This window comes from Nitrospira sp. (genome assembly GCA_016715825.1).
Taxonomy (GTDB): domain Bacteria; phylum Nitrospirota; class Nitrospiria; order Nitrospirales; family Nitrospiraceae; genus Nitrospira_D.
In genome coordinates this window covers 269932-285766 of sequence record JADJXO010000002.1, presented here as the reverse complement: position 1 = coordinate 285766, position 15835 = coordinate 269932, and the positions used below count along the sequence as shown (strand labels likewise).

Here is a 15835-nt window from a genome sequence, read left to right as displayed (position 1 = left end):
CACTCTCGGGTGATGAGTTGGAGTAATAACTTGCGTCCTCGACTTTTCATGGAGAGGCTGCCCGTGCAAGCGAGCCCGGCAATCACTCGTCGAATTGAAGTCCGCACCTGCGGGTCCTGCATGGCCAAGTCGGCCAAGCCCCACTTCCGCGTCAGCCCATCTCAGGTCACCCATCTGAGCATGGTCTTCTCTGGAATCGGATGCTGAGGATTCGGCACACCGGCCAAAGTTTCGCCATGATATTTCTTCAACTGCCGGTACCACACGGCCAGCATGTCTGATTCTAAGTTCAATAACATGCTTCCCTTCAGGCCGAACCCCTGTTCCTGCGATTCCAGAACGTCCCGGTCCTGGCCGAGAATCGTCCTCAGAGTTCGACGGATCAGCCATCCGACAGGAAGCCCTTGCAGGAAGTTCCATCCTACGCAGATATCAAATCGACTTCGTTTATCAGTGAGCGGGGTGGCCACCAACATGACAGACGCGAAGCGTGTGCCGATTTCCCACCGTTCGAAGTGGATGCCGGGCAAGACGAAATCGACCGTGGTCGTGGCCGAGCCCAACCTCAGGGACAACGCGCGAAAGATAAAGGTATCCGGCAGCAGGACATTCTGCGAGACCGTACGAAACCCCAACGGCAGCCGCGTGAATACCTTTTCTTTCTCTCTAGCTGCCTCGCGCCGCCGGAAATAGTTGTTGTGCACGAACGGGACATGCGCGGGATCCATGAGGCTGTCCACTGCAAAATCCCAGCGGACTTTCGCCTGGGCCGACTCGCGCACGGTGACCATTGGACTGCCGTCTGCGGGAATCGGCAAGGAGGGAGGGAGACCAGAAGGCTTCCCACGCCGGTCGTTCCCCATGTAGACCCACACCCACCCATCCCGTTCTTCTGCCGGGAACGTCCGCACGCAGGCCGAGGCCGTTGATGGATGCGGGGCATTGCCAATGGCCGGAACCTCTACGCACTCACCCGAGGAGATGAAGCGCCATCCATGAAAAGGGCAACGCAAGGAATCCCCTTCCTGCCGGCCTGAGGAGAGCGGGACACCCTTATGGGAACAGCGGTCGTGTAAGGCATGCACCAGGCCACGCCGGTCCCGAAATAGTACAAGAGGTTGGTTGCAGAGGACTACCGCGCATGATCGGCCAACACGGACGTTCATGCTTTCCGTGGCGATATACCAGAATCCTTCGAGCATTCAGTTCTGTGGCATCAGCCACCGAGTGTATCGAGCATTTCCTTGAGACTTCGACGGATGCACGTGAAGATTGGGGTGTCCCGCAGCGTATATCGTGAGCCTTCGGTTTCCCGGAGTGCCATTACGAGTTCCAGAAAGTCCTCAGGCTTGTCGCTTTCAAACGCCACCACCCATTCTTGATCGTCCAACCCGAAGGAATAGCTCGTATTCAGTTTCACCGAAGGGAATCGATGGCCGACTTCAATATGTTCATCCATCATGCCTTGGCGCGCCGCTTTTGTGAGCAGGAACCATTCGCGTGTCTTCAGAAACGGGTACACGAAGATGTACTTGCTCTTTCCCGGCACGACCGTCAGTCGCTTCCCTTCCTGCCCAGCGTGAGAATGGTGGTCCACATAGACCGACCGTTTAGTCATCGCCAAGTAAGAATAAGGGGTAGAGAGATACTGTCCGAGGCCAGAGGCGAGGATCGTGGAACCCATATCCTGGAACAGATCGAGGTCGTAGCTGATGCGCCAGAGCATGAAGTCGCAGTCCCCCCGGATACCGATGGTGGAATAGGGAACCACCAACACTTTACCGTTAAAGTCCTCCACGGCCCGCAGGAACTCTTGTTTCCCCTGGCTGCGCACATCTTCTGGGAGGCGTCGCCATGCCGGATCCACTTTATAAAACACAAAGTTGACGTACTGGCGTTTGGTTACCTGGAGCGCCGGGGCTTGTTCAGGGATGGACATCTAAACTCCTTTTCATAACCATCGGAAAAGAAGATCTACTTACTCATTCATAAATAGCGACACCTCATTTCATCCAGCTAGAGTTTCTCAACTGGAAGGATGGAGATGGGGGTGAGGGCAGGGAGCCGTCTCACGGCTCCCTGCAAAGCACTATGCCACAGAGACTACGGCTGCCAGACAGCGATTCTTGGCTCTCCTTGCTGACCGGCTGGGCTGCGCTTCGGAGTTGGCATCGATTCCTCAACACTTAGCGCACCAGGTGGCGCCGGCCTTAGGGATAAAACAACGGCCATTTTTACGACATGGCGCTGGCTCAAAAGCCAATTGCTCCGTAAATACCGGCAGTCCAGAAATTATTCACTGTGTTCGTTTGATTGGAAGCCAGGTGGAATCGGCTGTCGAGCCCCAGCCATAACTCTTTCCATACGCGAAACTCCGCACCGCCACCGAACTGTACACCGATATCCAGATAATTGATCTGACTGGATGTCGGGCTGATCACATGAAAATCCAATCCAGCAGGAATGATCCAGGGCTGAAAATCGGTTCCCTGTCTGAATTTCACTTTAGGCGCCACGCTCACGGTCAGCATGGTCATCTGCACCTTGCTCAGACCGCCGTTACTCACCCCCGTCACACCGGTGGTATCGCCGTTTGCGACGTTGGCGGATGCCCATCTCTTGAATTCCAAACCGATCTCGCCGACGAGCGCCACACCGGGCAACATCCCAAACAGGTCCTTGGTGAGCATGAGATCTGTTCCGCCACCGATGTAATAGCCGCCGCTGCCATCGTTCTTGCCTGCAGCACCATGGCCATCCGTGATCAACTCTCCGCCACGATCGCTTAACAGCTCACCATAGCCTCCACGAAAGAACACGCGGTTCCCCGTCGACGTCGTCTCAGTGGTCTCCTCGGCCAAGACAGTCCATGGACCACCTACGGCGACCGCCACAGCCAGCGAAGCCGCAACAGACCACACTCCGATGTTCTTCCCGCACTTCTGCGCCTGCATGATACCCCCTTCTCTGGTTACGCTTCGAGGAGCACGGCCCTCTTCGAGCAATCAGCTGACACACACTCACTTGTTCAATGCGTCAGCTTGGTGAATAGGCAATTCCTCTTTAGTCGATCCTCCAATCCACTTTCCCTCGACACACCGTTCCCTCTTACGAACCTCTCCTCAGTATTCCGCAATTTCCAATGCCTTCCCCGAATAGAAAATGAGGGAGCCACTCTCACCCGTGACCCCCTCATCACTCACACGTGGCGGTCGAAATAACCGCTCACAAGTAGGTGGACTGCACCAGACGGCGACAGGGCAAATCACCATCCAGCACCCAGAGAGCCGAAGCTCTCCGTACTACTCCCGATACTGAGCAACGTGCATGCCAGAATGATTCACCTTCTCTCGCCCGACTCATTCACGCATTGGACACGACGAATGTGATGTGTGTCCGGAACACGAACTTCTTCTATCGTGTCGAACGTGATCCATCGACTTGGACATTCGGAGGGCGATCTCTCTCAATCGCTTAATTATCATTCGCTTATCCTGTCTAGGTTGATAGACGAGATACCTGGGATCGAGGGCGAAATGGGGCACCAGCGAGACATCGCTTTCGTTCGTTCTGTTGATCGAAACCAACAATCCAAGCGCATCAACAAAAGCAATGTTCGAAATCTAAGAATGGCCCCTTTCGCGTGAGGGACAGGCCACGAGCGGGAGTGACAATGGGCGAGACTATTGAACCCAGTGGATTATGAGGAAACTATACAAGGGGTGGGAATGAGCCGACCAAAGGCTATTCAATGCAATAGGCGCGGAGTTTGTTGTAGAGACTCGCTCGGCTGATCTTGAGCAGCTTGGCTGCTTTCAAGCGGTTTCCGGCGGTCTTTTGCAAGGCGTCCACGATCCGAATGCGTTCAGCCTGAGTAACGGCTTCGCGCGAGGCCGACCGTAAGCTCCCGCCTTCGTTCTCGATATCCCTTGAAACCAGATCGTCGCACCCAAGCCATGGTCCGGCCGTCGTCACCACGGCTCGCTCGACATAGTGCTGCAACTCTCGAACATTGCCGGGCCATGGGGCATCGCGCAATGCTCTCATCGCGCTTTCGGCGATTTTGCGTGCCGGCTGATGATGTCGTGCGCAGGACGCTGCCACAAAATGCTGGACCAGCAGTGGGATATCTTCACGTCGTTCCCGGAGAGCCGGCAAATACAGCGGAAGGACGGCAAGTCGATAATAAAGATCCTGTCGAAACGATTTTGCCTTCACAAGTTCGGCTAGATCCTGGTTCGAGGCAGAGATGACCCGTGTATGGATCTTCATCGCTCGTGTGCCACCGACCGGTTTGATCTCGCCCTCCTGCAACACACGAAGCAGTTTCGCCTGAAAGGTCGGCGTCGTATCGGCAATTTCATCCAGGAAGATCGTTCCCCCGTCGGCTTCCTCAAACAACCCGCGTTTGTTTGTGACCGCCCCGGTAAAGGCTCCTCGCACGTGGCCAAAAAGCTCACTTTCAAGCAGTGTTTCAGGAAGGGCACCGCAGTCGACGACGACAAAGGGTCGATCACGCCGGCTGCTCAGGGTGTGCACCGTCCTGGCCAGAAGTTCCTTCCCTGTTCCACTCTCACCTTGGATGAGGACTGTGGATGAGCTGTCCGCCACCAACCGGGTCATGTCAAAAAGCTGTTGCATGATCGGACTACGGCCGATCAGATCGCCGAGGCGATCCGTGACCGGTATGGTTGAGGTCGCGGGGGATAGGTTCTTGCGCTTCGCGTTCGAGGCCGAGTCGAACAGCACGAGTATCGATGCCACGGTGCCGTTCTGATCCGCTAAGGGAAAGGCTTGGTGCATCCCGCAAGCAGTCCCGTCACCGTTTCCCGAACAGGACACACACTGCACCTCCGGCGTCCCGAATAGTGTAATCGCGGGACAGGTTCCACAAGGGTCTGTCCGTTGCGCGAAGGCTTCGTAGCACTTGGCCTGATGCTGAGGACGGTCTTGTCTCTCATCCACCGCCCAGGCCGCTTCGTTCGCATACACGAGGTTGAAGGCTTGATCCATGACGGCCACCCGGTTAGACAATCCTTGTGCCAGTTGCTTGATCGCCTCAACGCGCGCGGTAATGATGGGATCCGTCAGCACTGGGCCTGGCTGGGGCTCTGAGTCAGACAAGGTTATCTCACGTCACTGGTGGGAGATTTATTGGCTGTCTGCTTACTTGAGCTGATGGGAGGACTCCTCATCAGCTCTCTTTTTTCGTCGTACTGAGGCCGAGCAATTGTTGCACACATACCTTTAGGTCCGCAATACGGACGGGCTTGTCGAAGTAGGCGTTCGCACCCGCTCGCAACACTCGGGCTTTCAACGCCGCATCGCCGAATCCAGTAATGACCACGATGGGGCAGTGAGGTGCCACCGTCCGGAGCCGGCTGACGTAATCATCTCCCCCTGCCGGCATTCGCAAATCGGTCAGGATCAGATCCGGCACAGATTGCAGTACCGCCAGGAAAGCTTCGTCTCCATCCCTCGCCTCACGAAGCTGATACCCCGTTCCCCAAAATTCATCACAGAGCAGACTCCGCATGTCTCGGTCATCTTCGACGATGAGCAACACCGTACCCTTTTGTTCCGGCAGGGTCATGATCCACCTCGCCTCTCGTTGCCGATTCTGAACCGTACTAGAGGAATTGAGTGGCAAGGCGCATGCCGCTCGAGGCCAATGAGGATGATCAAATTCCAGGAGAATTGGGGCAGAATCGAGATGAAGGAGACTTGAGTGGCGAGAAAGACCACATCTTCGGGCACGTCAGCTGTTGCGGAATGCAACAGCTGAGCTATCAGCTATCGGCTTTCTTGGGAAGTTTCTCTGACCGATTCCTGCCTGCTGTACACTGACAGCTATTAGCTCTTGGGCAACAGAATCGTAAACGTCGTCCCATTCCCTTCTTCACTCTCCACGGCGATAGAACCTTGATGTTCTTCTATGATCCCCTTGACCACAGTCAGGCCTAATCCTGTCCCTTTGCCGAACTCTTTCGTCGTAAAAAATGGCTCGAAGATTTTCTTGACCACGTCATGGGGAATCCCATGGCCTGTGTCGGCCACGGTGAGCTTCACACAGTCCTTTTCCCGTGCGAGTCCTATGTGCAGTGTCCCGCCCTCCGGCATCGCGTGCACCGCATTCACAATGAGATTGATCAACACCTGGCTCATCTGGTCGGCATCACCCAAGACCAATGGACAGGAATCCACTAGGTCCATTTCAACATGAATCCGATTCTTCGCGAGACGTTCGCGAAAGATTTCCACACTATCTTCAATGGCCTTCTGAAGATCCAATGGGCGTCGTTCGGGTGTTTTGCGTCGTGCAAATGACAGCAACTGATTCATGACCTTCGTGATGCGCTCGACCTGCGTCACGATCGTCTGGAGCCCTTTTTTGATCGGCTCCTCTTTCACCCGATCCATCAGATACTCGGCACGGCCAAGAATGACGTTCATCGGTGTTCCGATTTCGTGCGCCATGCCCGAGGCCAACGTCCCAAGCTCTGCGATCCGCTCAGTCCTGCGCAATTGCTCCTGGAGCCGCTTCCGTTCGCTGACATCTCGGAGCATGATCAAGATGGCCGGTCCCTCTTCGTCAGTGAATCGAGTCGCGCTGACCTCGACATCAATCGATACCCCATCGAGTCTGACAATTTTATCCTCCGAGACGGGAACCGCTTGTACCCCCTCCAACAACTCGTGGATCCGCTCGCGAACGACGGCATGATGATCCGGATGAATAAGATCCAAGAGTGACTTGTCTAGAATCTCCTTCGCCCGCACGGCGCCGAACAGCTTGATGGCTTGATCATTGGCAAACACGATCCGGTCGCCCCTGTTGACAAGAATCGCATAGGGTGAGAATGCGATGAGGCGTCTGTAGCTTTCTTCACTCTGCCGAAGCAGTTGTTCAGCTCGCTTGCGTTCGGTCACATCGGTGACGAATCCTTCGACATAGTTGAGGGAGCCATCCGTTGTATAGATCCCCTCGCCTCGCTCCCACACCCATTTGACCTCGCCCAACCTAGTCAGAATGCGGTAGGTCATTTCGAAGGGGCGATGATGCTCCAGAGCGGCCTGAACCTCCTGCCAGACACGCTCGCGGTCATCGGGATGCATATTCACACCGTATGACGTGATGCGTTGAACGAGGTATTCAGCCGTGGTGTACCCGGTCAAATCGCAGACCCCCTCACTGACGTACTCGAAGGTCCAGTCGCGATCGTTCTGGCACCGATAGACGAAGCCCGGAAGGTTGCCGACCAGCGTCGCTAATTTCCGCTCGCCCTCACGGATGATCTCTTCCACCTGCTTCCGCTCGGTGATGTCTCGGAGAATGACCGTATAGAAGGCTCTTTTGTCGACGGCGATATGCGAGATGGCGGCTTCGATGGGAAACTCTTCTCCATTTGAGCGGCGCCCCATCACCGATCCCAGTTGCCCCATCTTTCTGGTGGTGACGCCGGATTGCCCGAACGACTGAATATGTTGACGGTGGGTTTCACGGAAGCGCTCGGGTAGAAATCGATCAAGTGGTCGCCCCATTGCCGCTTCAACCGAACAACCGAACATCTCCTCGGCAGCCCGGTTGAACAACACGACGTGCTGATCTTCATCTACCGTGATGATTGCGTCCATGGCCGACTCAATAATGCCTTCCAGTCTGAGCTGACTGGCGATGAGCTGCTCCTCAGCCTGTTCGCGACCGACGACGGCGCGAACCACATCCCGATCCGCACGGTCGCGGGCCTCTTGCGCCACCATCATCAAGCCTTCGGCATGCGCTTGCTCGACACGTGCAGACGTCAACTCCTGCTGAGTTCGTCGGTACCGGAACAGCCCTGCTGCAATAAGCCAGAGCACCATCGTACCCAATGCACGGTTGGAGACTGCATAAGGAATCGGGATACCGGCCGGTCGTACCAGAAGATCGATCCAGGTCAGGACTGTGGCTACAACGGTAAAATAGAGCGGCGCGCGTGTGTGTGGTAAAAAGAGTGTCAGGAGCATCGGAATCACGTACAGAATTGAGACGGCAATGCCGACGGGGGCGAGGAGGTCGACGATGAAAATTCCGATCGTGAGAAAAGGGATCATCCACGGCACAGCGCGTACAACACGCCAATCCACGAGTGTCACGTGATCCATCCCGGCCTGGATCAGCATTGGCCGACGCCAATCCCGATCTGATGATCAGAAAGAGGTTGTCATTCCTCTGGATGAGGCTCGCCTTCGATTTCGGCGAGCTTACGATACAGGGTCTTCCGGTCAATGCCAAGGGCATGAGCGGCTTGGTACTTGTTGCCGCCGGACTTTTCGAGGATTTTCTTGATATATTCTTTCTCGAGTTCGTGTAAGGGGAGGGCCTTTTCGGCAGCTTCGTCCAACACACGGCGGTCGCCACGGGCCCCTTGGACTGCCGTCGGCAAATCCTCCGGGGAGACTTTCTCGCCTCGACTCAACGTGACCGCGCGTTCGATGACATTCTCCAGTTCCCGGACATTCCCGGGCCACGCATAGTCCATGAGCATGGCAAGGGCCGCCTCGCTCACCCCCTTGACGTCTTTCCCGCGGGTCTCGCCGCACTTTTTTAGAAAGGCTTCGACCAAGAGCGGAATATCCTCTCGACGTTCCCGCAATGGAGGCAATTTGAGCTCAATCACATTCAGTCGATAATAGAGATCCTCCCGGAATCGTTTTTCTTTCACCTCCTCACTGAGATTCAAATTGGTGGCAGCGATGATCCGCACATCGACCGAGATCGGTTTGGTGGCTCCCACGCGCCTGATTTCTTTCTCCTGAATCGCGCGTAGAATCTTGGCTTGGAGCATGAGCGGCAATTCACTAATTTCATCGAGAAAGAGCGAGCCTTTCTGAGCTTCTTCAAAGAGTCCGCGCTTGTCGAGCTTCGCATCGGTAAACGCACCGCGCATGTGGCCGAATAACTCACTCTCCAACAGCTGTTCAGGAATCGCCGCGCAATTCACAGGAATAAACGGTGCGTCTTTCCGGTCGCTATTGTAATGGATGGCCTTTGCCACCAACTCCTTTCCCGTTCCACTCTCGCCGGTGATCAGCACGTTGGTCGGGCTATCAGCGACGCGACGAATGAGATCGAAGACCGCTTGGATCGCCTTACTCTTGCCTAAAATATGGTGAAAGCTGTATTCCTTATGGACTTCCTTCCTGAGTCGGCTGACTTCCCGTCGTAGGGATGCTTCTCGAACGACCCGCTCAATGACTCGAACCAACTCATCCTTCTTGACCGGCTTGGTGAGATAGTCGCTGGCTCCGTGTTTCATCGCCTCGACGGCTGTTTCCACAGAACCGAATGCCGTCATGAGGATCACATTGATGTCGGGATAGGTCTGTTTAATCTGGATCAATAGTTCCAATCCCTCCATCCCTTTCATCCGAAGATCGGTGAGGACAACCGCGTAATCCTCCTCACCCAGCAATCTCAAGGCCTCCTGACCACTTCCAGCCGTCGAGACTTGATGCCCACGATCCTTCAACATGTCGTAGGCGAGTTCCCGCATATCGGCATCATCATCGACAACAAGGATCGCTCCCCAATCTTCAGTCATCTCTTTGCTCCTCAAGGCTAGGCCACCTAGACTGCCCCATCATGCCACAATCGACCTGGCCAGGTGGCGCATTATGGGTCACTTCACGCACCCATCGAGACAGACCAGGAGATGGTCTGCAAAGAAAGGACCAGGGAAGTTCATAGCGAGAAGGGCAGACAGTGCGTCAGTCCGTTTTGGCATCAGAAGGGATGAATGTAACTTCTGAGGCCCTTGTGGCTACGACAGCAGGATATTCCCCTTCGTAGGTACTTGGGAATATGTACAGTTTGTCACCTGTCGCGAACAGAATCTTGTATTCTCTGGCTTCATCGTCGCGAAGATACACCTTAAACAGATTGGACGATACTTGCTTATCGACCCTCGCCCAATTCAGGCCAAGTTGCACCGGTACAATGTAGAGACCGACCGCCATGACAGCCAGAGAAAGGTACGCCATTGATACGTCCATGTGCCGACCCGCCTTGGCGAATCGTACAACCAGAAGTTCAAGCGTCGAGGCGCACAATAGGAGAAGAAGGGTGATCGCGACGACCGACAGGACAATGGCAGGCATGATCCATCTAAATCCACTGAGCAGAGGGATCACGGTGAGGAACCCGACCAAAAGCCATGGGCCATACTGAACCACGGCAACGGATACCTTGAAACGGGTGGTTCCTGTGGCCTTGTCTTGGCTCTCCATGGATGCCACGTTCGTGGTCGCCAGATAGCCCAAGAAGAGAATCAAGAGCAGTGGGATCCAGTTTTGTCTAAAGTAGACCGTCGTCGGAACCTCATCCAAGATCCATGAGGCTTGAAATTCTGAAAAGTAGGATCGTGTGTAAATCGATCCCGCTAGATAAGCCAGACCTGTAATCGCAAACAAACCAAGTAGTATTTTCGGAGCCTGCTCAATAATCCGGCGGGTGTTGACGCGAGCAGTTTCGGCTTTCTTGTTGTCCTTGGACGGCATAGTTCATGATCCAGAACATGTAGAGGGCCGGCAACCTTTCGAATGCTCCATTCTAGGAGGGAACAGAGAGGCGGCGCAATGCGTAAGAAGAGATGAACGCGGCTCAGTTCAACGAGATGAGATCGGAGCGCAGTTCGTCAGGCGGATCGGCATGGTGGAATTGGAATCCACCCGGATCCTGGTAATCCACAGTGACGCCGACCATTCGCGCGACGCTCGACATGGGGACCGCGACCGTCAACCCGTCGAGCGTCTGAGCTTGATCCTCTGACTGAACTCGTTCTTCCAGCGTGATACTAAAGACCAGCCGCTTGTCGTCCACATCCTTGACCTGCACTCTCACAATGGGATCCTCTGGATGCTCAACAATCAGCGCCTTCAGCCGTTCGACTGCCGGCCGTGTCAACTTCATCGCTTCGCCTCCTCTCACAGTCGAGTCTCGTTACCGGACGATGGATTTAAGATAACACACGGCTTCTGTCGTCCGCTGCTTGGAATTCCTTTTCTGCCGCCATAGTCTACAACTCCAACATGCTTGGGCTCAGTACTCAGTTTAAGGCCCCCCTCTTTGGTAGCAACTACTTTGGGGAATGCGTTCGGGTACTCTTCCCGCTACGCTTTATCTATCGGGAAGAGAAGAATGGACCATAGCGGAGGAGCCCCCATGAAAAACAGATCGAATCCCGTACGCCGCCATAGTCGGTTTCCAGTCAGGTGGCCCATGTTGTATGGTAGTAACGAGCTTGTCGCAGAAGGCACTGTCTTAGATTTGACTTCCCTCGGCTGGCGACTCGCAGGATCAATGCCGGTCGTCCCCGGCATGCAGTTAGCTCTGCAAATCTCCATCCCCGAACGGTCCACCCCGCTTCTGATCAAACGGGCGACCGTGCTGTGGATGAAAGATTATGAATTTGCGATTGAAGCCCACGAAATGGCGCCCATCGACCAGGCTTGGATCGACGAGTTCCTCCGCCAAAAACTCGGCTTCGTGTGGATGTCACGAACTCCCGGTTATGAAAACTCGGATCTCTCAAGAGGTGAGGTAGCTGATGTCAGTTCCACCCAGCTACAGACTCCCGTTCCGTTCTTTGAGGATCTGAAGCAACAATTGTCCGACTTTTACACCAGCTCGATGGATACGTCTACTAACGCACGATGCGAGGGTGACTCGGACTTTCAGCAAGGGGATGTCCGCCCATCTGACGATCCGCTGCCTGAGACCATTACGTTCGAGGCACGCCGCATCATGCGCGGGATGCTCGCTCTCAAAGCGGCTCGCGCACGGACCGGTCAGGATCCGATTGCCAAGAACTAGACGACGGTGTACCAAGGCCTTTTCAGCTGTTCCCTCACCTGCCCAGTTCTGTAAGATTTGCCACACAACTTCGGTAACAGAGTAAAGAAATCTGTAGACGCATCTCCCAGTTCGAGGACATGGTACACAGCGTCCCTCTCCACAAAGACGACCGTCGGTATCGGTCTGAATGTCAGCGCAGCGATTTCCGCGCTTCCCTAGATGGAATCACAACGTTCTAGAGCGGTAGGCTTCGTATGAAACAATCATGCAATACCAATATCACTGATATGGTATGCTTGAGCACCAAGCGCTCTTGCCTCTCTTTTGCGCCTCCCTCCTCAGTTGCCCCGCGCAAACGATGCCGTGTCTCATCGCACTGCGTACGAGTGTTGTGCTCAAACGAAAGGACTCGCTATGAGCCGCCTCAATTTGGAACCGGTCATGACGTTTTCGGATGGATCGTATTTGGCGATCAGCACGGAATGTTCACGGGAAGGCGAATTCACCTGTTCCGTTTATAGTGTTACTGAAACGGACGATCATCTGGCATTCCGCAACATCTCGAGGCACGCGCTCTTTTCGTCCAGCTGCTTCACGGCTCAAGAACAGGCCTACCACTATACCGCGAGACTTTACCCCGATGCGGCCCAGACCATGAAGAAACCACCCTACTTGATCTGGCATGGGCCACGATCATCAGAACTGTTGTAACCCATCGCCGTCTGCCGACGACAGTACACGTTCCCATCAGACCCTAGTAGCTATTGAGTTTGATACCTGCTAGGATGAGCCTGTTTCATTGCGCAGGGCCTCGCATGAACCATCAGCACGACGGCCCATCACAGATGTTGTTCCTACCGAGAATCTGATCGGAAGCCTGACCTGAGCCGTTCACCCACTACGTCTTTGGCCCTCTCCTTCCTCTTTGAAGTCCTCTCGCGTCATGGACGATGTCATCTCTATTAGGAGGACCCCCATGGGCACAAAATTGTATGTTGGCGGGTTGCCGTATGCGGCAACGGAATCGCAACTCACCACCCTGTTTGCCGAGCATGGCACCGTCGAATCGGCCCGCATCATCGCAGACAAATTCACCGGGCAATCTCGAGGGTTTGGCTTTATCGAAATGTCGACCTCTGCGGAAGCCCAAGCCGCCATTACGGCCTTAAACGGCTCGGAGATGGATGGGCGATCGCTCACGGTCAATGAAGCAAAGCCGATGGAGTCTCGGTCTGGTGGCGGAGGCCGATCCGGGGGAGGCTATACCCGTAACCGTTACTAACCCTCTTCGCTTTCGACAATCTACCAGCAGGGTGCTTCACCCGAAGCACCCTGTCATATTGCATTATCCCTGGGCTCTGTATCTTCTTGGCGTCGAACAGGTTTTCGGACGTCACCCCAGCCCCAATGTGCTTTGCTCATACGCGCTCAGCCGTAACCATGTTCAACGGCGATCCCACTCTCATAAGCAATCTTGCTCACGATGTGTTAGACTACACGCGTGGATCATTCCGATCCTCGCGCTTTTCCTTCCCGGTGTGGTTCCCGCGCGATTGCAATCATCAGTCTGCGACGAATTTATCGTCGACGGCCTTTGTATATGGCCACGAGTGTAAACGGCGGAGGTACAACTCGCTGCTGTAGGGCCGTGTTTCTCGCGCCACCGTTTACGAATTGAGATTCGTGTAGGCTATATAGATTCCGTTTCAGCAAGCCCGTACCCCAGACAAGTCTCGGTGGTGCGTAGAGGGTTCTGTTTCCCAGAATGTCAGCACAACTTTGAACGTGGAGGAGTGATGAATACATCATGGGGGTCCAGAGCCCCACACCGACGGAAGCGGGTCGTACTTCGAACCAAGGTCCGTTGGGAGATACTAGGACTCCAAGATCCCGCGCAGTCGTCCTCGTCTCAGTCAATTGAGGACCTTCGCCGCCAGATCACGTCCGCCGCCAGCTCGGGATTGAGTTCGGATACCCTGTCCCGCTCCGGCCAGAAGGATGAGCGTCCCAAATCTCGACGCAAGACGGCGGTGAATCTGAAACGTGGAGGCGCGTCACAGTAAGTCTTTGACTCGGTACGTTGTACCCGAAAGGAGGGCACCATCGCAGGAACAAGTAAAACCACTCAAGCTAAGCGGGAGCGTGAGAAATCACGTCAGCAGAAACAACGTGAAAAAGAAGCGCGCCGGGTCCAGCGGAAGGCTACTAAGCTCAACCGGCCAGCGCAGGAGGGTGAGGATCCTGACCTCGCCGGCTTGCAGTGGGGGCCGCAATCTCCACTCTATTGAAGGACCACAACACATTCGATAGTACGGACTCTTAAGTACGTACGAAAGGAACACATCATGGACGTCAACACAATCACCTTTGCAGTCGTGATCGTAGCACTCGGAATTGCAGGTATCGCCGTATACATGAGAGGCAAATAACACACTTCTTGCCTTTTGTTGCGGAGTCATCTGAGGATCTGGCGCATGAGCATGAAATCGAAAGCTTCATCTTCGACCGATGAATCGGAGCGTCTTGCTGGCAAACCAAGCCTTCCAGTCCAACTTCGCAAAGAGAACGACCAATGCGAGCATGAGGGCTTGCGTCAAGACAAAATACCCTCCGAAATAGGCAAAAACTGATCCTTGATCGACCACGGCCCTCTGCGCGACATCCATCGCAATGACCATCCAAAAACTATACGTCACAAGCCGTCCTATGAAGGCTGCTAGTGCCACTGGAGTCAGAGGCAAAGACGTGAGTCCATAGGCCATAAACAGCGAGTTCGAGGGAAAGGGGCTACACGTATAGGCGAGAACACCCCCAAAAGTCATCGCGCGTTGTGTTGCCAGACGCTCTTTCACGAGATCAATATTCTGTTTGGTGCGCGTGCTCAACCAGCGTTGCCTGACAATCAGAAACGCAAGCTTCGCAAGGACTACTCTCCCGGCGGTGGCCGCAGCAGCGGCAACGAACGCGGTGAGCCAGGGGTTCGCATCTGGGTTTGAGAGTCCGACTGCGGACAACACCATCCACGTCGGCGGGGCGAAAGCGGGTAGGCTATTGAGCACAAAGATGATCGCAAAGAGCGCCAGAATATTCATCATGGCGTGAATACGTCGTCAATGAGGGGAACCTGCATGGTCCACGGGCCTTACGGACAGCTGCGTCTACAGATACCGTGGAGTGATCTTGATGTAGTGGTTGAACCGTCAGAGAAGTCTTTCGACACCTACAGGAATACGCCGATCTTTCTCCACGCTGATTCAATCGGATCGATCATTCGTTAGTCGGTCTCTTCACCGCCTTCAATGCATGCTTCGCATTGGTCCAATTCGGGAGTGCCGTGTTCACTACAGAAGTACTTATGGCACCGGTTGCATGTCATGAAAGTCATCCTGACTCGATCTTCAACTTCACATTGATCACACTGGCCAGCACTGCGGGCTTTAGGCATCGCTCTATCTCCACGACGGGTTGAATGAGTGTTCGAAACGGCATGTCTCTAATCTGGCGAGGAGTGCAGGAAGGGGCCCGCATCCACCTCACAGTCCGTCCTACACTGATACCATATCCGTGTTCGCCGCTCCAATTCAAAACAGACTAGCGTTGGTCGTGCGTTTCAGATTCTCTCTTCGACAGTGATGTCTGACCATTTTGAAATCTGAATGCGCTTACCAGGATGCATGAGGGCCTTCGGAATCACCTTATGTTCGACGAAATGCTGCAACTCCTCGTTTGACGTGTGGTCAACTAAAAACTGTTCGTTAAAGACCACCTGCCACGAATGTTTCTCGACCTCGTGGCGAAAGCTGAACGTCGGTCTGATAGTCTGACTGAACTTGATGTCTGCAAATTGCTTTTCGAAACATTCCCGTATGGTCTGAATCGTATTTGGATGAATTCCACCTGTACGACTGTCCATAGATTTCTCCTTACCTGAGGCAACGGCACCGTGTGGATATCGTATCGTTCGCACTGCCCGAGGTTCGAGAGAATGCAACCAAGAGG

Annotated in this window: 15 protein-coding genes; 4 read left to right on the top strand and 11 right to left on the bottom strand. The window is 54.6% G+C overall.

Annotation, left to right across the window (positions count from 1 at the left end):
- Positions 1-161: 161 nt before the first annotated feature.
- From IPM58_07470 to IPM58_07430, 9 genes are all read right to left on the bottom strand, one after another.
- Positions 162-1202, bottom strand: coding sequence for an aromatic ring-hydroxylating dioxygenase subunit alpha (locus IPM58_07470; GenBank protein MBK9306913.1), 1041 nt, complete (start codon positions 1200-1202; stop codon positions 162-164).
- A 14-nt stretch (positions 1203-1216) separates the two neighbouring features.
- Complete coding sequence (locus IPM58_07465; GenBank protein ID MBK9306912.1) at positions 1217-1939, bottom strand: chlorite dismutase family protein; 723 nt, start codon at positions 1937-1939, stop codon at positions 1217-1219.
- Positions 1940-2252: 313 nt separating this feature from the next.
- Positions 2253-2954, bottom strand: a complete 702-nt coding sequence (locus IPM58_07460; protein MBK9306911.1) for a hypothetical protein — start codon at positions 2952-2954, stop codon at positions 2253-2255.
- 790 nt (positions 2955-3744) lie between these two features.
- Positions 3745-5124 (bottom strand): sigma-54-dependent Fis family transcriptional regulator, encoded by a 1380-nt coding sequence (locus tag IPM58_07455; GenBank protein MBK9306910.1) that lies wholly within the window; start codon positions 5122-5124, stop codon positions 3745-3747.
- 70 nt (positions 5125-5194) lie between these two features.
- Positions 5195-5593 carry a response regulator gene (locus IPM58_07450; protein ID MBK9306909.1) on the bottom strand — a complete coding sequence of 133 codons (399 nt, stop codon included), beginning with the start codon at positions 5591-5593 and terminating at the stop codon, positions 5195-5197.
- 260 nt (positions 5594-5853) lie between these two features.
- Positions 5854-8163: a PAS domain S-box protein gene (locus IPM58_07445; GenBank protein ID MBK9306908.1), complete on the bottom strand. Its 2310-nt coding sequence runs from the start codon at positions 8161-8163 to the stop codon at positions 5854-5856.
- 41 nt (positions 8164-8204) lie between these two features.
- Positions 8205-9584, bottom strand: coding sequence for a sigma-54-dependent Fis family transcriptional regulator (locus IPM58_07440; GenBank protein ID MBK9306907.1), 1380 nt, complete (start codon positions 9582-9584; stop codon positions 8205-8207).
- Positions 9585-9750: 166 nt separating this feature from the next.
- Complete coding sequence (locus tag IPM58_07435; protein ID MBK9306906.1) at positions 9751-10539, bottom strand: hypothetical protein; 789 nt, start codon at positions 10537-10539, stop codon at positions 9751-9753.
- A gap of 103 nt (positions 10540-10642) precedes the next feature.
- Entirely contained in the window at positions 10643-10951 is a 309-nt protein-coding gene (locus IPM58_07430) for a hypothetical protein (GenBank protein MBK9306905.1), read from the bottom strand.
- A gap of 252 nt (positions 10952-11203) precedes the next feature.
- Here IPM58_07430 and IPM58_07425 point away from each other — a divergent pair, with 252 nt between their 5' ends.
- The 4 genes from IPM58_07425 (at position 11204) to IPM58_07410 (ending at position 13899) form a co-directional block, all read left to right on the top strand.
- On the top strand, positions 11204-11854 hold the full coding sequence (locus IPM58_07425; protein ID MBK9306904.1) for a hypothetical protein: 651 nt from the start codon (positions 11204-11206) through the stop codon (positions 11852-11854).
- 396 nt (positions 11855-12250) lie between these two features.
- Positions 12251-12547: a hypothetical protein gene (locus tag IPM58_07420; protein ID MBK9306903.1), complete on the top strand. Its 297-nt coding sequence runs from the start codon at positions 12251-12253 to the stop codon at positions 12545-12547.
- Between the two features lie 265 nt (positions 12548-12812).
- Complete coding sequence (locus tag IPM58_07415; GenBank protein MBK9306902.1) at positions 12813-13118, top strand: RNA-binding protein; 306 nt, start codon at positions 12813-12815, stop codon at positions 13116-13118.
- Between the two features lie 514 nt (positions 13119-13632).
- The gene (locus tag IPM58_07410) at positions 13633-13899 is read left to right on the top strand and encodes a hypothetical protein (protein MBK9306901.1); all 267 of its coding nucleotides are present in this window, start codon (positions 13633-13635) and stop codon (positions 13897-13899) included.
- Between the two features lie 432 nt (positions 13900-14331).
- Here IPM58_07410 and IPM58_07405 read toward each other — a convergent pair whose 3' ends face one another.
- Positions 14332-14931 (bottom strand): hypothetical protein, encoded by a 600-nt coding sequence (locus IPM58_07405; protein MBK9306900.1) that lies wholly within the window; start codon positions 14929-14931, stop codon positions 14332-14334.
- A gap of 515 nt (positions 14932-15446) precedes the next feature.
- Positions 15447-15749: a hypothetical protein gene (locus IPM58_07400; protein MBK9306899.1), complete on the bottom strand. Its 303-nt coding sequence runs from the start codon at positions 15747-15749 to the stop codon at positions 15447-15449.
- Positions 15750-15835: the final 86 nt, after the last annotated feature.